Raw genomic sequence first — 22,336 nt, forward strand, 5'->3', positions numbered from 1 at the left:
CCTCTTGGGGCCTATAGCTCAGTTGGTTAGAGCATCCGACTCATAATCGGCAGGTCACTGGTTCAAGTCCAGTTGGGCCCACCATTCATTTCCCGCACTTTTTTTGTGTTCTTGACACCATAATTTGGCCGTATTGGCCAATGTATCGTGTATTAGTACACCAAAAGTGGCCATAATTAAAAGCATCAACTGCCAAGAAGAGAAATTCTTACAGTATGTGGCATTGTTAATTGGCAAACAGATTTCGACACTAATTAATCCAACTAACTAGCAAAATTTGTGGAGCAAATTATCAAGCTCCAGCAGTATGCGGATTCAATTGAGCTTTTATCCACTTTTTAAAGTTATCAGTTAGACTTTCAATTTTTCTCTCAAACTCCCCCCGGTCTACGTTTCACCCTACAAAACTTCTTGGTTGAAACATCGAATTAACCCTTTACTATTCCATGTTATGAGTAACCAGTTTTATGTTATTCGATGTAATTGGCGCCAGACTTCCACAATAATGAAATACTCAATAGTCGTATTAGACTTCTGGGTCAAGGGCGATTTTTTGAGCTTAAGGTAACGGAATGGATAAACACAGAAAATATCGGAAAGCTCAGATGACAGCTCATATCTTTCAGGAGTTCGTTCAGGTTTTGTCTTGGCGGAGGGGGACGAGCGTGCACCCCACAAGCCTTTGTTGATACTCTATGCTCTTGGTGCCCTATCAAGAGGCCAGGAACTATTGCTCTATTCCACGCTTGAACTACCACTTACTGAACTGCTACGAGATTTTGGCCCCTCCAGGACAAGATGACATCCAGAGTATCCTTTTGTAAGGCTCACAAATGATGGAATATGGGAAATCCACGGTTTGAATCAATCTGGAATTGAAAGCTCAGAACTTGAGCGCAATTTGACTATCCTCAGGAAAGAGGAAGTTCGAGGTGGCTTTCGATCAGACATAAAGAATCTGATCAAAAACTCACCACATTTTTTATCGAAGCTGGTACGGCACATTCTAGACGAAAACTTTCCTGATACACTTCACCAGGAGCTAATTGAGCGCTGTGGAATAGAACTGAGGGAAAAATACTACCGACATCGTAGAAACCTAGATTTTAGGCTGACTGTATTAGAGGCTTATGATTACAAATGTGCCGTCTGTGGATTTTCCGCGCAGTCAAATGGAAGATATTTAGCCTTAGAGGCAGCTCATATTAAGTGGCACGCTTTTGGTGGAGCCGACAGCATAGATAATGGGATAGCTTTGTGCTCATTGCATCATAAACTTTTTGATTTTGGAGCATTTGGTATCCACGAGGGGATGATTGTTTATTCGGAAAAAATAGTAGGCAACCAAGCATTTGATATCCATTGTAAAAGCTTTCATGGAAAAAGTATCGGTGTACCGAATAATTATATTCATCAACCTCTAAAAGAAAATATTGAGTGGCATTCCACGGAAGTATTTAAATATCCAGCGCGAAAAATAAAAGCATCAGAAGGATGAGTCCATGGACTTCAGAGAAATTTTGGGTGTACTTTCAAAGTCATCACCCTATGCCGTTACAACCGCCGGAGAAATTATTGACCCCGAGCTCAGAGCTATTAAAGACAATCTATACATCGAAACAGATGTAGAATTGGCTTTTAAAAATAAGATCGAAAATATTTCCACAAATAATATTATATTCCTGTGTGGAAGTAGCGGCGACGGAAAATCTGAAATTCTGAGCAGATATAGTAAGCTGCATGAAGGCAAAATTGACTTTCATTTTGATGCTACCCACAGTTTTAACCCAGAAGCAACCGCCATTGAAACACTTGATGAAGTGATATCGACCTGGAAACAGCGAAAAAAGGCGTTGGTGGTAGGCATCAATATTGGCATGCTCGCCAACTACGAACGGGATGGAGCTAACGAGCATACTGATGTCAGAACGGCAATCGGCAGGTTTTTGTCTGATAGAACATCAGAACAAAATTTCATTTTTATTGACTTCGAAAGCTATCCAAAATTTAAATTTGAATCGGGACGAATTTCTTCTCCGTTCTTCAGCAGTCTCATTAATAAAGTGGTCGTTGATGACCAGAAAAATGGTTTCAAAAAGTATTTCGAAGAAGAGTATGGAAAAACCAGAACTGCCGATTACAAGTTAGTTGCAAATTACCTTCTTCTACGCAACATAAGTGTGCAGAAAGTAATTATTGAATTATTACTAAACGCGAGAATAAGAGAGGATCAGTTTGTAACAGCACGGATGTTGTTAGATTTTATCTATTGCATCCTAACAGGATCAGATTATCTATTTGATAATTTATTCAATGGTGGTGACAACGAATTGCTCGAAGCAATTTCAAAATTTGATCCTTCAATAAAACGTGATAGTGATATAGACAAATTCATATTGAATAGAGCATTAGATATCACCGACGAGGATTTTATCGAATTCCGAAATGAGTTAAAAGATAAATTCAAAATTACAGGGCCATTAAATCCTGCATCAGAAGTCCGATTAATGTATGTGCTGAGATATACAGCATTAAATAATAATTACCCTGCAAGATTTATAAACTCGTTTAAAGACTATCCAGAATTACTTTACAGGGAACTGTGGGAGCTACATCGTATATACCAGGGCAACTCAGATCATCGTAAGAAAATAAAAGCATTTTATGACGATATCGTATTTTCAGCTATTGATGGCTTTGCGAATCGCAATGCACCTTATTTATCAAAAGATCAATTTTATCTATCCTCGCATGGCGAATATGATATTGCCTCCGAAATAGAACTTGAAGTTTGTTACGAGTCCTTGACCGAGCACGACAGCAATAACATCCACTCCTTTAATCTTCATATTAAAGCCAACGACGAACGCCTAGATCCTATCCCACTGAATATTAATCTACTGGCTTTGATGCTTGATGTTGTCTCGGGATATCGCCCAAACGTACATGACAAAAGTAGTGTCGTCATTTTAGGCGATTTGGTGACCAAAATTACTAGCAGAGCCAGTGAAGCAGATCAGCTATTTCTTTTTAAAAATGGCAATCGTTTAGCCAGAGTAAAGAAGAATTCAACGGGAAATATTAAGGTAAGCGGTTAAAAGCTATGTCAATAATAAAATCAGATCTTAAACCGTCAAGCAACGTATTGAATAGTTACTTTCCAGCGAGGACAAATGTCAAAGAAGGAGATTTTGATTGGGGTGTGGCTAAAGCCATTGTGATTAGGAACCTATATAGAAAAGATATTAACTCGAAGCTTAAAAAGATTCAGGCAGAATCATCACAGAAAGAAAAGGTAATATTGGATGTATTTTTAAAGCAGTGCAAAGAAGATTTTCTGCTGAAACTCGACGACGAAGCGCTATGGGATTACATAAAGGATATGTATTTCGAAAACAATGCAATTTATGAAATATCCCCAGAATTCTTACTCTTCAAACTCGCACCCTTAACAGCTAGTTCGTCACAGCACAACCTTGCAAATATGTTCTCAAGTATGATGCGCGGGTATGGGCTCAAAGAATCCATTACCACTGTTAATAATTTCCTCGAATCTCACATTTTATCGAGTTTGAGATCGGAGAACATTTTAGAGGATTTCGAAGCCGGTACACGGCTCCTGTCCAAGGGTATTAATGAAGATGCCTATCTTCCATTCCTAAGTGACTGCTTTAATCAAGATTTAGACTTCTTAGCACACAGGCCCAAGTACATGTTGCAGCAATTGGAAAACTTGCTTCGTCTGTATGGTTACTTATATACAGCACAGTTGGCGCTCAACATTAAAAACTTAGAACAGGAGCCATCGCCAAAGCCTCTTTATTTCATCATGGAAAATGAAGCAGCAAGCAGAGAAAGGCCAGATCTTGTTCGTCATGGACATCAAAGTGTGCAACGCTTCATCCCTTACATCTTTCCTTATCTATCGATGTCTGAAAGCTTGCAGGATACAGATAAAGAAAACAATCAACACAGACTCCCACTTTGGAAATTAATAACAAAACTCAAACCTGAAGATACTCCAAAACTAAAAAAATATGCCGAAGATTTTTCAAAAAATAGACATGACGACGATGATTTCAAATTTCCATATGAGTATGAAAATGATGATCCGAAATATTGGTTGAATTGCCTTCTAATTGAAGCCGTTAAGCAATTTGACAAGAAAAAAAGCCGTGCAGCAGCTAATGAAAAATTTATAAAAACAACGGAAATTGAGCTGTGCTCAGAATTTGTAAAAGCCAGAGGTCAAGTGGGGAAAGTATTGGTCATGAATCAGGATTACATATCACTGATAACTAACTTGGCTATCGGGGGTTCAGATAAGCTCCGCTTTCACGAGCTTTTAGAGTCGTTCAAGCTTCGAGGAATTTGTTTCGATAGACAAAGCCAAAAAGCACTAATTCAATTCTATGAACGAGTGGGAAACGTGGAGCGCATGAGTGACAGTGGAGATGCAGTTTATGTCCGTAAAACCGTTTGAAGATTTTGTCGTATCCCACTTTTTATCCTTCGCCAAGGATCGTATTAAGCCGGGTTTTAAATATCAATTCAAATCCCCAGACGTGGAAAATAGTAGAAAAATCTATAAGTCATTTCACGCCCAGAGAGAGAAGCTAGGATTTTTAACTTTAAATAATACAACATTGGTTTGGGTAGAATGTCACGGAGTTAAACTCATTCCAGTAATTCACAAAGAAAATGATGGAATTGGGTATACCGAGAACTTTATTACTTACTTAAGAGATGAAGTTTCCTCACAAAAAGGTATCTTCAAGGATACTGCTTTGCTAATCCTACATAATAGTATGTTGGATACTATTATCAATAGTTCGGAAGATATTGCATCCACAGGGGGTATTTTTGACCCAAAACAAATTAAAGAATCGCTTTCTTTGCTCATCAATAATAACGATGCAATAGACGGCCAAGCAGTATCAAAAATCTTATTAGATTACCAGTACGACCTTATTCTTGAAGAAAAGGGGAGCTTGTTTGGTTTTGAACCATTGCATAATGCAATGTTAGATGGCGATATTAGATTCCATGAAATACAGCTGTTAAATGATCCAGCAATTCTGAAAATGGATTCGCACGTAGATCAGATTCGCAAAAGATTAGACCAAAATAAAATCATATATGACGACATTAGCAATGTTGTTCAGCATTATCCCGATCAATTAGTTGATTGGTTGCCTCAGTTTAGTGAGCAATTTATCCGCAAACATTTCAACGTCAACGACGATATAAACTCATGGAAGACATCGCTATCTCTGGATGAGGTATTGAAGGAGATTGAAAAAAATAGCATACAAAATCTTGAGCTTCGAGATGAAACGTCCGCAAGTGGAGATATTTTAGTTCGCACAAAAAGCGAAAGTAAGTCAGCTCAAAAAGAACGCCATATCATTATAGTTGCGGACATAGACAGAGCCGACTTCGATTTGAAGTTAGATTTTGTGGGGGCAAAGGTAAGCAGCGATGAAATTAAAGTTAGTGATAAGGAAAAATCTATCAGCCGCTCCAACTTGAGTGTCACGGGTACGGCTAAAGGTTCTTCAATCTGTGTAACGGGAGAACTATCTAACACTCCTGTGTATTTTACGGTGTCACTTGATCGACCAAAGCCTTCTGAAAAATTTAAATTTAAATGTCTCGTTGTAAGGCGAGAATGGTTCAACATTGATGCCATAGCAAACTCATATCTCGTTAACCCAAACAAAAAATTAGTAATATTACAAACGCAAGATTGTGAATTACAGATCGGACTTGGCACCAACGAAAAAGCAGTAACGGAAGTTTCTTCAACGGATATTTCTTTTGACGTAAATCAGCATTCAATTCTGAATTTTGAGAATTTGGCAAACGAAGTTGAGACTATTAGCTTTAGCATATCAAATGGCCCTGCATCTCTGAAGTTTGAGATTGAAGGGGCCGCGGCATCCGAAAATCTTATACTGCCACTAATATTCGATCTAGAAAGAGGGAGCAAGCTTTTCACAGATACTTTAAATGGCACATTTAATCGAACTAAGCAAAAGATTTATATTGAAAATAAAGAACTAGAAACAATCAAGTCCAGACTCGATTTTTTGAATTACGAAGCTCTTTGGATTGATGAAGGCATCCTTGCTGTCAATGGTACAGAACGTTTAAAAATACAAGATATCGAAAGTATTGCTCCTGAAATTGCAGAATCCTACAGTGCCCTATACGAGCACCTTAGAGAGGTTAATACACTACCCTCTTTAAGTGGGTGGGGCAGCGAGTACAGAAGCTTAGTTAGACGATTAGTCGATGCTTATTACCAATACCTAAGCAGCATTCACATTAATCAATTCTTGGATCAGTCTCATAAGAAGCTGTTAGAAATCGGCTTCCACAAAGATATTTATGGCGAATGGATTAGTTCTGTACACCCTCTAGTACTATCGTATTATCTAGATCTGTGTGAAAGGGCAAGCGAGGAAGATCCTGTTAGTTACCTCAATTTGCCGAGCGTCACACTGGAAAGACTAAATCCACAGGGCTTGTTACCTTATTTATTTGATGAAAAAAATGAATTTTGTTACGTCAAGGCGGAGCCAGATAACAGTTTCTGGCTTCGCTGCGTTCCCCAACAGGATACCAACTACAGTTATGTAACTAAGGTAGTTAGAGAAAAGGTGCGTGAATTTACAGAAATTTTTTCTCACCTATTCAAGTTTAAAAACCAAAATGTAAAACCCACGCTAATCATTAACTCCGTAAACAACAATGATAATAAAGAATTGTTTGTGGGTTTAGTCGAATATCTGATTAGAAATAGGCAACAAAGTGTCAACATCCACGTAAATCTCTATGATGATAGTTTTTCCTTCACGGAATTTGACCGCTTTTCAGAAATGTCGAGTTACGAATTAATCAAAAAAACTTACAACCTTAATTTAAGCAGAACAAAAGACTTCGCTGACACCGTTGTCGACTTGATGCGTACGCACATTACATATAGTAAATTCATACATACCAAAGTCGAATCACAAAAGTATGCTCATCTTACGTTTTTCAGAAACAACCAGAAGGTCGAAGTAATAGATGTGAATCCAGAGGAGAAGCTCTCTGGTATCTGCGCTCACGGGCTTATAACGGGCGAGGCATCATCCAATGAAAAAGGGAATTACATCACTGGTTTTGGTACCGCAAGATTTGATCACAACTCGTCAGTCTGCACCAAACTTGCCTTACTTTATGGCAGACTGATTAAACCCTCGAGAAAAAGCACGTTTGAATACCGAGATAACAGCGCAATTGCGCTTGCTGTTAATGATCGATTCAAAACTCAGTTAGAACGCTCGTACGCAAGCTCCATCTGGACAACAGTAATTGATCCAAAAGTGACTCTCGATTTTTTTGAAAGCACAAAAGACATGTTGCTTATTCATTATTCAGATCAATACACCAGCTCCGCTGGCTACGATGCCATAACCGTGACGCGTCAGACACAACTATACGACAAGGTGTTAGAAAAAGATGAAGGCGGTCTAATTACCGAATTTAATGCCTTTAATGGCGAGTGGTTATTAAAGCTCATTACCGACTCTTCTAAAGGACACAAGGAAAAAAAAGGAACATTATCTGCCTACAAGTTAGTGAGCATACTTCTTTCAAAGTCAGATATAGTCTGGGTTCCGATTTCGGCCGCGGAGCTAGTTAGGGTCTCTGGAAACATAGGGTTGAACATATCAGAATCCGAATTTTCTCGGTTTGTACATGGATTCAAATCTGGACCAATTTCGGACGATGTCTTGTTCGTTGGTTTTAAAGGGGAAAGCTTATTTTTGCTACCACTCGAAGTAAAAACAGGATTTGGCTATGATGCAATAAAAGCCATACGACAGGCTAAGGAGCTTGGCCGATATTTGGCACACATTCTTAACAGCAAAAATTTAGCCTCTGTCTTATACCGTAGCTTGTTCGTACGTCAGGCGATTCTGCAGATAGAAAAGTACCAGCTATATAAAGTTTATCCCGATGGTTATTTCACACCTTTTCTTGACCGAAAAGAGTGGTGGCTACAGGGAGACTACACATTGGCAAAAATTGATAACTATCCGGAGGGCTTTGTCGTCGCCAACTTAGAGAGCGACAAGTGTCTCTCCACTTCTGTGGAGCTAGCTGAGGGAATTTTAAAGATTGAGGTACCGTCTAGCTTTCTGAAGGCAACAATTTCTACCCCGTTGCAATCTCTTTGGAATGACCACAAATTCACAGCCATTGCTAGCATTCCTGATTTTTACTTCTTGGACGGCAAAACCCAATTTCATGAAATCGAGCAATCTCCCGCCTTGGCATCCCCTCAAGAAGCTCCTTTTTCAACTAATTTTGGTTCAACTACACCAGATAAACAGGACGAGTTACCACCAGCACCAGAAGTAGTCTCTTCAGAAGATAGCGCTTTAACCGGTGCGCAAAACTTGGAAAACAATTTGAAAGTCCTGGTTGGACATGATGTTAATCATCATGATCCTGTTTACTGGGAGCCTACCAATACGGCCAAGTTTATGAATACAAACTCAGGAATAATCGGGACGATGGGAACAGGAAAGACCCAATGTACAAAATCCATCGTAACTCAGTTGTATAGATACCAGAATTTAAATGTCGATGCTAAGCCAATTGGTATGCTGATTTTTGATTACAAGTCAGATTACGTAGATGACAAATTTCTTCAAGCTACTAATGCAAAAAAGTTCAATTTACACCGCCTGCCTTACAATCCACTAAGTCTATTTGGCGATACGCCAATGCTTCCCGTTCACACAGCGCGTGGATTTTCCGAGACGATGGCGAAGGCCTTTGCGTTGGGTCAAAAACAGCAGCTGAGGTTACGCAAGCTCATTGCCGAAGCCTATGAACTTGCCGGAATAAGCAAAACAGATTCCAACACCTGGTCAAAACCAGCACCAACAATCGCAGATATTTGGGCGCTGTTTATTGATCAAGAAAAGGTAGAAGAGGATTCACTGTATGCTGCACTGGAATCACTCTATGAATTGGAAGTATTCGAAACCGACACAAATAAGTGCACCAGCCTATATAAACTGATTGATGGAATTCGTGTGGTCGAATTAGCAGGATATCCACCACAAGTTCAGAATTTAGTGGTGGCTCTTACGTTAGACTTATTTTATTCCCAAATGCAAAAACAAGGTAAACCGGAAGTTAGAGGTGACTTTAGACAAATCACTAAGCTTATTTTAGTTGATGAAGCTGACAATTTTATGTCGCAGGACTTTCCCAGTCTACGAAAAGTGCTTAAAGAAGGTCGCGAGTATGGTGTGGGAGTGATTCTTTCTACCCAAGATATAACGCATTTCAAAACAAAAGAGAACGACTATTCAGCATACATTCTCAGCTGGGTTGTTCATCGTGTATCTCAAATAAGCAATCAAGATATTAAATCTTTATTTAACAAAGATGATAAGAGTGATCAGGAATACCTGATGAAATCTATTCGTGAGCTTGAAAAGCATCATAGCCTATATGTAAATGGCGACAAAAAAATTGTAAAAATCAAAGACACAGCGTTTTGGGAGCTATAAATTATGTCGACAATTATTGAAGCTGATCCATCAAAAGATTTTTTTATTAGCATGTTAACTAGAGATATATCCCTTATCTCATCAATTGTCGATTTAATTGATAATAGCGTAGATGCTGCGATTAGCTTAGGAGACATTGAAAATAAATTTGTCAAACTTAATCTAACAAGAAATAATTTTGAATTAGAAGATAATTGTGGAGGTATATCTATAGAAGCAGCCACCACGTATGCCTTTAAATTTGGCAGGCCATCTAATGCACCAAGTACAGCACTTTCAATTGGACGATTTGGTGTTGGCATGAAGCGGGCGCTATTTAAAATGGGCAAAGCATTTTCGATTATTTCCATGCACAGAGACGGCTCTTTTAATGTATCTGTAGATGTTGATAGGTGGCTCGAACAACCAAAGAATTGGTCTTTTGAGATGGATACAATCGCAACCCTAGAGCCTTATGGAACCAGAATTGACGTTAATGTGTTACATCAATCCGTTGCAGAAAGCTTCGGTGAAGATACTTTTTTGAGGCGACTTGAAGATGCAATTGAAAAGGCTCACTTTATTATTCTTGGAAAGGGATTCAATATATTTCTGAATAACGTAAAGATTGGATTGAAAAATATTTTGGTTCGCGCTTCCGATGAACTGAGTATTGCAAGCAAGAACTTTCAACTGGGCGAAGTCATTGTTTCAGTTAAAGCTGGTATCGGTGAAAGAGATCTTCATGCAGGCGGATGGAATGTAATTTGTAATGGACGCCTTATTGAGGTTTCAAATAAAACTCAATTGACAGGTTGGGGGGACGGCGTTCAAGCTTATCATCCAGACTACGCTTTTTTCCGTGGAATAGTTGAGTTTACCTCTACAAACGGCGACTTACTTCCATGGAATACAACCAAAACCGGTATCGACTCAGATAATTCAATCTACAAATCTACCTTGATCGAAATGAAAAATGTAATGAGGCCTGTTTTAGCATTGTTGCGAGATCTAGTTAAAGAAAAAGAAAATCACGAGAGCGGTTTGATTGACGAGACACCTATCCAAGATACCATCAATAATTCTTCACTCAAAAGCATTTTCGACTTAAACGACTATAGACCGTTCGTTCGTCCGGACTTTATCGAAGTTAAAAGACAAATTGTACACGGGAGGATTTCCTACCAAAAACCAATACAAGATTTGGAAAGAGTTAGGGAGGCATTGGGGGCAAGAAGCAACAAAGAAGTTGGCGAGCTAACATTCGATTACTATGTGGACAATGAACTATGACATACATAGCAAGTGGAGATCGCATAAACTACTCTTTGCGTCCGGCAAAGTCTGTAGAGAGAAAGATGCTAAAAGATTTATTTTCTCAGCTTTATCCTTTCGGACCTGTTTCAGGATATAAATATATTGGATTCGGATCAAAGTATTTTTCTGACTTCAAGTTGTTTCACCGTGCTTTGCATATAAATGATATGACTAGCATCGAGTCTGATGTTGAACGTCGTGAGAAATATGAGTTTAATAAGCCGTTTGATTGTGTATCATTATTGCCTGGTCGGTCTACTGACGTTCTCCAACGAATGACCTACGCGAGAAAATTTATTGCTTGGTTAGATTATGATGCAGCTCTTGAACAATCTGCGCTTGATGATCTGGATTTGCTAATCGGAAACGTGTTTTCTGGATCTGTGCTGCTGGTCACTTTAAATGTTATTCCACCCAAAATTGGTCAGTTGCGAGAAGAATTTAGATCTCCTAATGGGCCACATCCTGATTTGCTCAAATTAAAATTAGAAAGTCTTGTATCTGAGGAATTCATTCCAATGGATTTTCCAAAGGCTCGGTTAAATAAAGTGGAAGTATACTCTCAATTAATTCGCTCAATAATTCTAAACAGAATAACCAAAACATTGTCAGAAAAAAATGCAGCATTGAGCGACGACGAAAAATGGGAATTTGAGCAACTGGTTTATTTCAACTACAAGGATGGCGCGGACATGAGCACTATAGGATGGATTTTTTTTCAAAGAAAAGATAGAGAAAAATATAATGCATGCAATCTAACATCATTAAATTTCTTCAATCAAACTGAGAATGCTTGGAATATAGATATTCCAAACCTTACCACTAAGGAAATTCGGCACTTGCAGGAAGTGATGCCACTCATGGGTGAAATTGACAGAGAAAAGTTAAGTGATGTGATCTTTGCTGAATCAGATATTGTTTCGTTCTCCAAAATCTATAGATACTTCCCAAATTTTTTCGACATCGAGATGGCTTGAAAACTGTAGTCATTACTGTGATTTAGGCTAGACATCTGAATGCAACCAGTTGTAACGGTAATTAGCTCTGATGAATTCACATCCACATTTCACTTTTAACGAAGAATCACATGAACCCCTTAGACAGCAAAGATAACTGCACCAAGTGCAAAAGCTTCAGGGATTTATGCCTCCACCTGCATGAATTATTTTTGTTTTGCGAGCTGTTAAACAATGATCATCCAGTTTTTAAAATGGATAGAAAAGCAAAAGTTGAATCTGGAAGAGCTAAAACTGCCAATATAGCAAAATGGTTAAGGTTGGCCAGCCAAATTAGTTCAGTTGAAATGAATATGTTTAGATATGAAGAAGCTCATCAATACTGTGAACCTGTCGCAGACGCACTTCAATCAAACGCAGATCATTTTTCATCTATTATCACTCCACTAACAAGATTTATTTTTGTTGCTAATGCACTTGAGGAAGCTTATCGATTCGCGAGCCCCGTATACGAAGATAGATTAGAAACTTATAAAAATCTGAATAAGAAGATAGAGAGAAAACGAGATTATTCTATGCAGGCATCTTGGGTATTAGAGGAAAATCTGTCTAGCACCAATGTACCGAAATATTATGAACATAAAGTTGAAATACTTCAGTGCCTTTCAAAAAAATATCAATCAAACTTCAATGTTAAATTTGACACCAATCTCGAGAGTAAAGAAGGAATATCTTACGGTTTATCTTTAGTAAGAGATATTCGAAATCAAGTTGCTCACGCAGAGTTTCCAATAATTGATGATCCTGAATACGCGCTTGAGTTTTCCAATCCGAATAATAAACATCTGATATTACGATTGCTTCAGCATGCAACCAGGATCGCCGCAATGAATATTCAGATGTTGTTGCTGACCACAAATGATGGATTTAACTCGGACGAATATCGTTATCTTTGTGATGACCCAGATTTTGGAGATAGATTACAAGCTCTATGTACAATCATGTATTTAAAAAACTTACATTTGAATCAAGAATTTGGGTTAAACGAAAGCACCCAATGGCGGTTACATCAGGTGTGGAGGGAGCAAAGCGCGAAAAATTGAATGTGCGCAACGTCACTTTCACACCTGAGTTTCATGGCTATCCAACCCGCTACCTATCCTGCAACTAGGGCCGATAGATTCTTTGTGTTTTCGATTAAGGATGATCCATCCTCAACATGTTTATTCCAGGCGTTGTAGAGTTCTCTATTACTCAACGATGGATACGCTTGTTTCAAAAGCATCTCAATGATTTCAGGATAATCTCCAAGCCAGGAATGTTTGTCCAACTCCCGTCCCTTGGTATCAATTGTGTGACGATTAGGATTGTATCGAAAACTGCCTTCAATCGACTTAAAGAACGCAACCCGCGCTCCTATGTTTGGAGTCAATCCAGTATTCCCTTGTAATCTCATCAATGATTTGAGAGCCTTCTCGGATATTTTCATTTTATTAGGCAGCATCAGTTTTGCCTCCAGAAATAACCTTCGCTATAACATGAATTACCTTCGCGCGAATTGTAGTCTACTGAGAATGCATGTGATATTTCCGGCGAAAGCTCATTATAAAATTCTTCATCAATCTCCGTGTCTGTCGAGAGAATCAAAACCTGGTGACTAGCAATCGGAAAGTAATTTTTAATTAAATTACTTCTATGCTTGGAATCTAAGCGCCCTAACGGAGTATCGATAATAACCGGAAGATTACGACCAGAAGTCCGACCCAACGCCTCTAGCATCGCTATCGCATAAATTTGGCGCTCACCAGCCGACAAAGACTGCTTGTTTATAGATTTTCCATGAGCGTCTGTTAATGTGACAGAAAATGTTTGTGGATGAATGTGAGCCTGAATTTCCATATCATCCTTTCTGGCTAATTTGCTAAACGACTTAATGAATTCTTTCTCTAAAATCTCTAACTTTCTATTCTTCGTTTTTTCCGCAAACTCTTCTAGCATCAACCGAGTGTTTGCAGCCAACTCGATGCCTTGCCCATGAGACATAGATTTCCGATACATCTCATTTAAATCACGAAGTTTTCGTAGGCTATCCATCGCATCACGCAGATACTTTTTTGAAACCTCTACATTTTCAGTTAATTGTTTTTCTAGTGACACTCTTCTCGTTTGTAGGTTATTTAGCTCCCCGAGAACATCGTTAATCCGAGACTGATCGGGAGCGCGAGCGATATTCTTTGCTGCCACATCAAGTTCCCTTTGAATAGCCTCAATGCTCTTGCTCAATTTTTTTGCTTGCGCTACCTGCTGTGGAACATACGTGCAGATGACTCCCTGAATACGTTGAAAATCTCTTTCAGAAATATCATGTACTATATTTGCGTCTTTCTTTGAGTCCATTATTCCGGAGAATGATTTTTCTATAGCAGACTCAAGTGTTCGTTTATCAATGTTTCGATTTAATTCTCTTCGCAAAGAATTCAGATGCTTAGAAATTTCTCTGCGGGCATTAATATTAACTTTAGTATTTTGTTCGGACTCCAATTGTTTTAAAAGCTTTGCTAAAGACTTCTGAGCGAATGCAAATGGAATGGAGTCGGCCAAAAGCTCCCTTATTTCATTCGTTGCGCTATTTTTCTGTTTAATCAGCTGCTCACTACGCGCCTCTTCCGCTTGACGTGATTTTGCCCAAGCTCCACCCAAATCATTAAGACGTTGAGTTACCGAAGCAATTTCTTTGTTTAATGCCGTAAGCTGAGTTTTTAAGGCGTTACCATTTTCTAAGCTGGCCTGGTACTGTTCGTAAAGTAACGTATAGCTAGCTTCATATGCTTTCAATTCTTTTCCAATTTCTTTGGGGAGCTTTACTTGAGTATTCTCTTTCAAATAAATACCCAAATCTGCTCTCAGGCGCTCGATGATATCTAGTCCTAAAAGCCTTTTAATAGCATAGGCAAGCGACTCGTTATTAGTGTCTTCAGCGAGATCGGCTATCTTTTCTCCATCGAAGAAAAATAAATCTGCAACCCCAATAGGTATAAGCTCATTCAAAAAGCTTTGTAATTGTTCATAGTTGAGCCCTTCTAATGGTTGCTCATCCTGTTGAACTTCTAATAATTCAATGAGCTTTCCTTTCTGATTTTCCCAATTTCGAACAACTCTATATTCATGGAAACTCCCTTGTTTTCCGTAACTAAAACTGAGTTCTATAGCTGCTGAGTGCGGCGCAACGACACTTTTTTTCGGTCTGTGAATATAATCGCTTAGTTGATTGTGGTAGGCCTGAAAAGATACATTTCGACCAAGACTTGCACGGCCGTAAAGTGCTAATCGAATCGCCGTCAAAGTGGTAGTTTTTCCGGCACCGTTCAATCCGCCAAAAAGAATAATAGGACGCCGTCTTCCATATTTTATTCTTGGCGTGAGATCAATAGAATGCTCGCCACTAAATACACCAAAATCGCGGATTTTTAATTCGTTTAATATCAATTTGTTAACTTCTCGTATTCTTTAGCGAGTTCTTTTAGCTTATCGTCATAGCCCACATCCAGTCCCTTCAATTTGGACTTGTGAGTGCTCGCCTCCATTTTCGCTTTAATAGACTCTAAAGACCCCCAATCCTGGTTGAGTAATGAATCTACTTTACTCATCATTCCAACTCGTCTTCCAAGCCCATCCATTGATAATTCAAGCTCTATAAGCTTCATTGCTAGCTCTGCTGGAACTCCGTGTTCCGCTCCTAATTCCTTGAGCAAATCAGCATCTGCTTGAGTGAAAGCACCTGCATCTTGATCTGCCCAATTTAAATCAACCCCATAAATCTCACGATATATTTGAGGTAACGAATCTGCCCAATCTGGTTCATTTGGGTCAAACATCCACTCCCTACGAATTGCATATAGCTCTTCGGGTTGAATCAATCGAATATCTCTTCCTTCATCCCTTAATTTCTTTTCAATCGTCAATAGTTTCCTCAACCAATCCTGCCGTGTTTTCATCCAGTAGGGACCAGGAATAGTCTTTAGTTCGGTGCTGCTATCGTCATTTATTGCCTTGTTGGCGTAATGAACCTTGCCGGTTCTTCGTTTGAAATTTCTGTATCTATCCTTATTGGCGGGTATGGTGCTTTCATAAAGTTCGTTTCTAAAATCCTTTAGGTGCTGTAACCATGTCTCCCCAGATTCGATAAGCCCCTCCATTGCACGATCTTTTGTAACTACGGTACATGTCCAGCATCCAAATCGTGAGTTTCCACAAGAGGGTGTGTTGGTATCAATTACCAATGGGCACTCACCGGCATTTGAATCTTTATACAAATCAAATAATTCAAAATGGTCACCGCCCCAAGGAGCCGGAGCACCCAGTAGATACATCCAAACATCATCAAACGTCCAATCCTGTATTGGAAGATAAGTAAATGCGCCAGGTAATGATGCATGGCGGGAAAGGCTTGAACCGTCAATTCTATGTTTCGCAATTACTTGCGCTCTTGAGGCGCTTTCTTCAGAGCGAGCACCCAATACAACGATTACCTCTCCAAAGCGAGTTACCTTATCTAAAATAAACTCGCTTACTGGATTAATTTTCATTCGCTCTGTGCACCAACGAAAACTTTGTGTTGGCGCTGGATAGCCCTTACCCAATAAATTTGACCAAAACGTTTGATCCATCTGGGGGGTAACTTTATGGGCTGAAAAAGGAAGTTTTGATTGCTTTGCGTGTAAATTGACTTGATTCACTACCCCATCAATCATACCGACAACCATTGGAGTTTCGACCAAGGTGTCTGATGAAATAACATATATATGCTTACGGCGCTCAGCAGGCTTTAACTTTTGAATTGCAACATAAACCAGAGAAAGGGTTGCCGTACTATCTTTACCGCCACTGAAGCCAATCACCCAAGGCTTTTCATCTTCTAAATAAAGCGTTTGTATTTCCTGAATGAGATCAAGCAATGGGCGCCCGGCCATACTGGTTTCAACCAGCATTTCATCCATAGATTTATAAAGTGTTTTCGATTTAGCCATTTGTGAATTGCTTTTCCAGGATTAAGCATTCTGCACTTAACGGTATGCCGATATGCTTTCTTATTAAATTTGCGGTTAAACCTACATTTGTCCGTGCTTTGCTCAGCCTACCCAACATTAATGCCCTACCTTCCCAAACGGCGGAACTAGATCGAGCCCAATCTATCTCTTCTAGCTTCGCTAAAGACTTTTTCCAATTCTTTGGTTTTAGGCTCAATAAGTCAGCGCCTGCCAACCCTAAGGCATGTAATGCGACGCCATGAGCGTGTACATAATTTTGACGTAAGTCAGCGGTACTCACTTCTTTTCGTTCCGCAGCTTTCCAATCAGGCATATGTGCGCACACCTCATTCCAATAAGATGCGGCAATTTGCTTTTCTTCAAGCGAGGCTGAATCTTTCGCAGATTTTTTTAGAAGACTACGACTCGCCAACTTAATACTACTCAGGGTAAATAACTTACTGCTACGATTAGAAAGGCTGGATTTTTCCATATCGGTCAGCCTTCGGAAGCATTCGACATTCTCTACCACGTATCTCGCGAGCTCCGCACACGGATCTCGATGGTCATAAAGGGTACTAAGGGAATCGTTAGGGCGAACTGCATATTTATTCAAATCGGCGAACATTTGTTGGCTTCGCTTTAAATCCTCATCAACGAAGAAAAGCACTGGAATATGGTCATGGCCCAACTCGTGCGAAGCTTTAATGGCTTCTTCTATTGCAGCTCTGCGATGCTGCCCATCGTTGATCAGTATTTGAGCATCCATGGATAATGTGAGCATGCCCAAATTTACTGCGGGGCCAGTATCAGCTAAAGGCTCGAAATGCACCTGTTCACTCACTGATGCGGTGATTGCGGACAAGGTATAGTCTTGAGGATTTGAAATCAGATATTCACTGATCTCAGGAATACGGCTTTTATTCAAAATTCGCTGAGCCCTAAGCTCGGCAGGCACCTCTTCTTCATCAAAGATGAAGATTTTTGGAATTATACGCATAGGGCACATTGCGATATAGCATGGCCTACCAGCCTGAATACCTCTCACCGCAGGAAATGTATGACTGTATTCCCTAATCAACGTCTTGGCCATGGTTATACTCGAGAGTCTGGAATTTTTTACCTTAGTGATGATATATTCACTCATGGCTGGAAGTCAATTTTTAACATACATAACTACTATACTTGTCATAATTTGTACATATTTTGCACTTAGCTTGTCAAAAATTAACGTCCAAATCGTTACAGCGGGACAGACTTATGAAAAGAGATGAAAATCAAAAAACTGATGTGGACGTTAAATTTCGATGGCTTTCTAGCAAGGAGACGATGCGAGCATTAAAGTTATCCGGCTGCGACTTAATGCATAAACGAGAACGAGGCGAACTTAAATATCGCAAACAAGGAAATGCTTATTACTACCTAATAGAAGAATGAACTTTTATTTTCATACCCCGTGAATTTTTGGAGGTTTTGCTAAGGTGGATTACAAAGAATTTTCGACTCTTGTAAAAGCTGTCACTTTCGGCAAGCAACTTCCAGATGCTGTGTACATTCATGAAAGCGCTCTTCATACAATTCCTGAAAACCTTTTTCATTTAGTTTCAAAAGTTGCAATCGCGCTAAAAATTCAAAGAAACGAATGGAATTTATTAAAGTTATATAAACGAGATTTTAAAATATCGCTATTGTTCTACCCGAATTTTGATACCGAAAGCTATCCAGTTTTACATACGAGCTTTACCATCGACCTTCAGAGACTGTCGATGCGAAGAGCTGAGTATGGCCAAACGGATAACCCACCAATCCTTCATAGAAAAGAAACCTTCGTCACTTCAGATTATCCACAGGCTGAGCTTTTTAAAAAAATCACTAAAGAAGCCGAGGATATCGGACTATTTGAGAATGTTCGAACTATTGGCTTTAAGAAAAACTGGGAAAGATTAATAGCCTCAAAAGGCTATTACCTTGACGAAGAGGGTCGATTGTTACGACGACCTCAAGAGACGAAAATATCTACCAATGGAACAACATTTTCCGAAAAAATCCAACGACATCTCACAGCGATAGATCGCAATAAGCTTTCAAGTCCAATGCAAATTATAGCAAGACATAATTATCTTAATGGTGAAATGTCTGTTTTAGATTACGGCTGCGGAAAGGGAGATGACGTGAGAGAGCTGGAATCTCATGGTATTGATGTGTCTGGATGGGATCCGGTGCACAATCCAGAGGGAATGTTAATAGAAAGTGATATTGTAAATTTAGGTTTTGTATTGAATGTTATTGAAGATAAAGAAGAGCGAAATGAAGTGCTTCGCCGAGCATGGACTTATACCAACAAATTTCTCATTGCTTCTGTAATGATTGCGGGAGAATCTCATATAAAACAATTTAAGCCTTACCGCGATGGGGTCGTGACAAGTAGGAATACTTTTCAAAAATATTACACTCAATCAGAATTTCGTGGGTACTTGGAATTAGTTCTTAATGAAAGTGCAATAGCCGTTGGGCAAGGAGTATTCATTATTTTTAAGGATAAGATTGAGGAGCAAAAATTTTTACTTGAGAGGCAATACGTAAAACGTGATTGGCAGCAGCAAACCCAGAAAATACCTAAACTTAAGGTTCGTCAAAATGAAGAACTTAAGCTTGATATGCATTCAGATCTATTAAATGATTTTTGGGCAAGGATTCTTGATCTTGGGCGAATTCCTACTAATGACGAGTATGAACACTCATATCAATTAAGAAAAATATTTGGATCACATAAAAAGGCTTTCGAAATACTCATCTACTTCTATGACGAAACTATTTTTGAGTCTGCTAAAAAAGCGCGAACTAATGATTTGTTAGTATATTTTGCTCTCGGGCTTTTTGACAAACGAAAGACTTATAGCCATATGCCGGAAAGCTTGAAGCGCGATATCAAAGCTTTTTTTACCACGACTAAACTCGCCATTGAGGCAGCAACAGAAATACTTTTTAGCGTGGGCAGTTCAACGTTAATTGAAAAGAAAGCGAAAGACTCATATTTGGAAATGAAAACCGGCGAATTTACTGACGGTCATAGCTGGATACTTAGTAAAGATTTGATACCTAAGCTCCCTCCCGAGCTGAGAATTTACATCGGGTGCGCCACACAACTGTATGGTGATCTTTCAGCCATTCAGTTAGTTAAAATTCATTTTACTTCAGGCAAGGTTAGTTTAATGTCGTATCGGGATTGGGACAAAGAGATACCTTACTTGATAGAAAGAATAAAAATAAAATTGCGCGAACAAGATGTAGACTTTTTTGACTATGTTGATAGATATGAGCCACCTCCACTGCTGAATAAACATTTATTTATCTCTCCCTAAATCAGATACAAAAAAGGAAAACGAGTTACTCTAATTCATCACAGCGCTTCGTGATAGTGGAAATCAATCAGGAGGGAGAGATTGAAATATCTTCACCATTCGATGATTTCCACGCCGAAACAGCTAACATTTTTTGACATATTTACCTCGTTCAACGATAGAATATCGAGTTTTTTGTAATCAATAACAGCATGAAAGGACATCCGAAAAATGGCAATACCTCACGTTTCAAAGCCGTATGCGCTAAAAGATAAAACTGAACGCATTGTTGATAATTTTGCAATGCTTGAAAGCCCGACGCAGGCAGATTTAAATCGTGTAAAAGTAGAAGCACAGGTTCAGTTTGGTATTGAGCAATACCGGGCAGGGGCGCGCGATATAGACGAGATTGAGCTGGAAGCCGAAAAACACGACTCGGCACGTCTCGCTCGTCATTTGGAAGAGGCCTGTGATCCTCGACCTAATAAATACTGTCACGCTCATGCGATTGTTGCAGGCAAACATCCAGAAGCCGTAAAACTTCGCGCTGTATTAGCTTGGCGAAAAATGCGCATTGATGATCCGCATAACGGGTGTTGGTTACCACAGAATACAGCAGCAAAAGTCCATATGCCTAAGCGTTTGAGTAACGCGGTTCCACACAGCCGAATTCATCGTTTTAATTACTATTTTTGGTTAAATACGCGCATTACCTTGGCGAGTGCCCCGACCTTTGAAGCTCTTGCGCATATTTTAGGTTTAGTGGAAAGTGCATTGCAAAACAGCGCCTTTCCTGATTACGTTATGAAGCGTAAGGGTGTAGGTTTACCAGTATGACCATTTACCGTATTCATCCGGATCGTATGCATTATCAGTTACTAACAATTTCCTCTGATGAGGTGATTCGTAAGCTTGGTAAGCAAAACCCATTTCATATTGACCCCACACCCAAACCGTACGCTGCGATTTGGAAGTCATTAGAAGTTTCGTTTTATGACAGTACATCGAACAAAAACAAAACCAAACAACCTGATATCAGCGTTGACCATGGACGTTTATTCTTAAATAAATCGGCTTGTGATGCGTTATCAACACTTATCAGCGCAGATGGAGAAATTTTACCCGTATTATATGATGGGCAAAACGGTGCCATTTTTAATACGTTGAAATGTGCAGAAGATTTTAATGCTCTTGATACAAAACGCAGCACGAAAAATGATTGGGGCGATTTGCAATCATTGGCATTTGTTGAAGAAAAAATTGATACGACAGTTTTGTTCAAGTGTCAGTTTGAAGGTTTTACAGGCTTGTTTTGCACAGATGTGTTCAAAGCTGCAGTTGAGCAGGCGCACTTAAACGGCATAACATTTAGCCTTGATTTGGCAAATATTTTTCCGCCAGACCCATCTGCCCAAAAACCTGTTAAGCAGTAAATAACTGAACTTTTGGAACTTACATTAAGTTTAAACAAGGCCGCATGGGGCACGCAGAATTATTTATGAATTGGGCATTCAGAAGTGCAGTCAATATACTTCCTTTAAGTAAAGATCAGAAAAGTCTGTCTTTAGCTCTTACAGAGTGGGTTTACACGGGAGAAATGTACGATCTCGAAGCCCCTAATGAAACTTGCCAATTATGCGATCATCCGAATATTCGGTATCAATTCAATATTCGTAATGCACATAACCACAATGAGTTATTAGTTGGCTCTGAGTGTATTAATAAATTTGAAATTAGGGCAGTTGATGAATCTGGTGCTCTGCTGAATGTGATTGAATCACGTCGGAAGGTCAATCGAGACAAGCGGCACTTAGTAAGTGAGGCGAGCAAGAAACGGCTTATTAATGCGCTTGTCGAACTTCTGAAAAAAGATGAAGAGTTCGAGATTGAAAACTTCATCAACTACGTTCAGGACCGGGGCGCATTTACCCCCCTTCAATTATCAATATTGGTTTGGCGATTGAATGAAAAAGGAATTCGACATAACCCCGCCGATTTCACACTTATCATGCGCCGTAACCGGGAGAAAGACCAACTGCGTGCAATGCCGGACTGGAAGATACGAAAAATATGGGATTACCTATCCAGCCCTCAAAAAGAGTGGGTTATTGGGAATACGCGTTTCAAGCTTTGAA

At 39.3% G+C, this 22,336-nt stretch carries 15 protein-coding genes, 1 tRNA gene and 1 pseudogene; 13 read left to right on the forward strand and 4 right to left on the reverse strand.

Going from position 1 to position 22,336, the window contains the following annotated elements:
- The first annotated feature begins 7 nt into the window (after positions 1 to 7).
- The 8 genes and pseudogenes from AWU77_RS07935 (at position 8) to AWU77_RS07970 (ending at position 12,936) form a co-directional block, all read left to right on the forward strand.
- Positions 8 to 84 (forward strand) — tRNA-Ile (locus AWU77_RS07935).
- A gap of 730 nt (positions 85 to 814) precedes the next feature.
- Positions 815 to 1,498 (forward strand): annotated as a pseudogene (locus AWU77_RS07940) (phosphorothioated DNA-binding restriction endonuclease); the annotation flags it as partial.
- 4 nt (positions 1,499 to 1,502) lie between these two features.
- Positions 1,503 to 3,098 carry a DNA phosphorothioation-dependent restriction protein DptF gene (gene dptF, locus AWU77_RS07945; RefSeq protein WP_062061364.1) on the forward strand — a complete coding sequence of 532 codons (1,596 nt, stop codon included), beginning with the start codon at positions 1,503 to 1,505 and terminating at the stop codon, positions 3,096 to 3,098.
- Positions 3,099 to 3,103: 5 nt separating this feature from the next.
- Positions 3,104 to 4,483, forward strand: coding sequence for a DNA phosphorothioation-dependent restriction protein DptG (dptG, locus tag AWU77_RS07950; protein WP_062061367.1), 1,380 nt, complete (start codon positions 3,104 to 3,106; stop codon positions 4,481 to 4,483).
- Positions 4,464 to 9,581, forward strand: coding sequence for a DNA phosphorothioation-dependent restriction protein DptH (gene dptH / locus AWU77_RS07955; protein ID WP_062061381.1), 5,118 nt, complete (start codon positions 4,464 to 4,466; stop codon positions 9,579 to 9,581). The genes dptG and dptH overlap by 20 nt, the downstream gene beginning before the upstream one ends.
- Before the next feature lie 3 nt (positions 9,582 to 9,584).
- A complete protein-coding gene (locus AWU77_RS07960) occupies positions 9,585 to 10,853 on the forward strand; it encodes an ATP-binding protein (protein WP_062061384.1) in 1,269 nt (422 codons plus the stop codon).
- Positions 10,850 to 11,854, forward strand: coding sequence for an O-methyltransferase (locus AWU77_RS07965; RefSeq protein WP_062061387.1), 1,005 nt, complete (start codon positions 10,850 to 10,852; stop codon positions 11,852 to 11,854). Before AWU77_RS07960 ends, AWU77_RS07965 begins: the two co-directional genes overlap by 4 nt.
- 110 nt (positions 11,855 to 11,964) lie before the next feature.
- Positions 11,965 to 12,936, forward strand: a complete 972-nt coding sequence (locus tag AWU77_RS07970; protein WP_062061390.1) for a hypothetical protein — start codon at positions 11,965 to 11,967, stop codon at positions 12,934 to 12,936.
- Between the two features lie 53 nt (positions 12,937 to 12,989).
- Here the strand turns inward: AWU77_RS07970 and dndE are convergent, their stop codons facing one another.
- From dndE to dndB, 4 genes are read right to left on the reverse strand one after another with little or no spacing between them, the layout of a single operon-like run.
- On the reverse strand, positions 12,990 to 13,337 hold the full coding sequence (gene dndE / locus AWU77_RS07975; RefSeq protein WP_062061394.1) for a DNA sulfur modification protein DndE: 348 nt from the start codon (positions 13,335 to 13,337) through the stop codon (positions 12,990 to 12,992).
- Positions 13,337 to 15,319, reverse strand: a complete 1,983-nt coding sequence (gene dndD / locus AWU77_RS07980; protein WP_062061397.1) for a DNA sulfur modification protein DndD — start codon at positions 15,317 to 15,319, stop codon at positions 13,337 to 13,339. The genes dndE and dndD overlap by 1 nt, the downstream gene beginning before the upstream one ends.
- Positions 15,316 to 16,860, reverse strand: coding sequence for a DNA phosphorothioation system sulfurtransferase DndC (dndC, locus tag AWU77_RS07985; protein WP_062061400.1), 1,545 nt, complete (start codon positions 16,858 to 16,860; stop codon positions 15,316 to 15,318). The genes dndD and dndC overlap by 4 nt, the downstream gene beginning before the upstream one ends.
- On the reverse strand, positions 16,853 to 17,953 hold the full coding sequence (gene dndB, locus AWU77_RS07990; RefSeq protein WP_062061403.1) for a DNA sulfur modification protein DndB: 1,101 nt from the start codon (positions 17,951 to 17,953) through the stop codon (positions 16,853 to 16,855). The genes dndC and dndB overlap by 8 nt, the downstream gene beginning before the upstream one ends.
- A 167-nt stretch (positions 17,954 to 18,120) precedes the next feature.
- On the opposite strand from dndB, the gene AWU77_RS20480 reads away from it, so the two are divergent.
- From AWU77_RS20480 to AWU77_RS08010, 5 genes are all read left to right on the forward strand, one after another.
- On the forward strand, positions 18,121 to 18,297 hold the full coding sequence (locus AWU77_RS20480; protein ID WP_193747514.1) for a hypothetical protein: 177 nt from the start codon (positions 18,121 to 18,123) through the stop codon (positions 18,295 to 18,297).
- A 44-nt stretch (positions 18,298 to 18,341) separates the two neighbouring features.
- Positions 18,342 to 20,222, forward strand: coding sequence for a DNA phosphorothioation-associated putative methyltransferase (locus AWU77_RS07995; RefSeq protein ID WP_062061406.1), 1,881 nt, complete (start codon positions 18,342 to 18,344; stop codon positions 20,220 to 20,222).
- A gap of 210 nt (positions 20,223 to 20,432) precedes the next feature.
- A complete protein-coding gene (locus AWU77_RS08000; protein WP_062061409.1) occupies positions 20,433 to 21,038 on the forward strand; it encodes an AHH domain-containing protein in 606 nt (201 codons plus the stop codon).
- Positions 21,035 to 21,634, forward strand: coding sequence for an imm11 family protein (locus AWU77_RS08005; protein ID WP_062061412.1), 600 nt, complete (start codon positions 21,035 to 21,037; stop codon positions 21,632 to 21,634). Before AWU77_RS08000 ends, AWU77_RS08005 begins: the two co-directional genes overlap by 4 nt.
- A gap of 65 nt (positions 21,635 to 21,699) precedes the next feature.
- The gene (locus AWU77_RS08010) at positions 21,700 to 22,335 is read left to right on the forward strand and encodes a hypothetical protein (protein ID WP_152625311.1); all 636 of its coding nucleotides are present in this window, start codon (positions 21,700 to 21,702) and stop codon (positions 22,333 to 22,335) included.
- The last annotated feature ends 1 nt before the right edge of the window (position 22,336 follow it).

It is taken from the genome of Cellvibrio sp. OA-2007 (genome assembly GCF_000953825.1).
GTDB lineage: Bacteria > Pseudomonadota > Gammaproteobacteria > Pseudomonadales > Cellvibrionaceae > Cellvibrio.

Bases quoted from the DNA above. Each gene is read 5' to 3' on its own strand.
- AWU77_RS07960 (WP_062061384.1), top strand. From the start codon at position 9,585: ATGTCGACAATTATTGAAGCTGATCCATCAAAAGATTTTTTTATTAGC.
- dptF (WP_062061364.1), top strand. From the start codon at position 1,503: ATGGACTTCAGAGAAATTTTGGGTGTACTTTCAAAGTCATCACCCTAT.
- AWU77_RS07970 (WP_062061390.1), top strand. From the start codon at position 11,965: ATGAACCCCTTAGACAGCAAAGATAACTGCACCAAGTGCAAAAGCTTC.
- dptG (WP_062061367.1), top strand. From the start codon at position 3,104: ATGTCAATAATAAAATCAGATCTTAAACCGTCAAGCAACGTATTGAAT.
- dndC (WP_062061400.1), bottom strand. From the start codon at position 16,860: ATGGCTAAATCGAAAACACTTTATAAATCTATGGATGAAATGCTGGTT.
- AWU77_RS08005 (WP_062061412.1), top strand. From the start codon at position 21,035: ATGACCATTTACCGTATTCATCCGGATCGTATGCATTATCAGTTACTA.
- AWU77_RS08010 (WP_152625311.1), top strand. From the start codon at position 21,700: ATGAATTGGGCATTCAGAAGTGCAGTCAATATACTTCCTTTAAGTAAA.
- dndB (WP_062061403.1), bottom strand. From the start codon at position 17,953: ATGGCCAAGACGTTGATTAGGGAATACAGTCATACATTTCCTGCGGTG.
- dptH (WP_062061381.1), top strand. From the start codon at position 4,464: ATGTCCGTAAAACCGTTTGAAGATTTTGTCGTATCCCACTTTTTATCC.
- AWU77_RS07965 (WP_062061387.1), top strand. From the start codon at position 10,850: ATGACATACATAGCAAGTGGAGATCGCATAAACTACTCTTTGCGTCCG.
- dndE (WP_062061394.1), bottom strand. From the start codon at position 13,337: ATGCTGCCTAATAAAATGAAAATATCCGAGAAGGCTCTCAAATCATTG.
- AWU77_RS20480 (WP_193747514.1), top strand. From the start codon at position 18,121: ATGAAAAGAGATGAAAATCAAAAAACTGATGTGGACGTTAAATTTCGA.
- AWU77_RS08000 (WP_062061409.1), top strand. From the start codon at position 20,433: ATGGCAATACCTCACGTTTCAAAGCCGTATGCGCTAAAAGATAAAACT.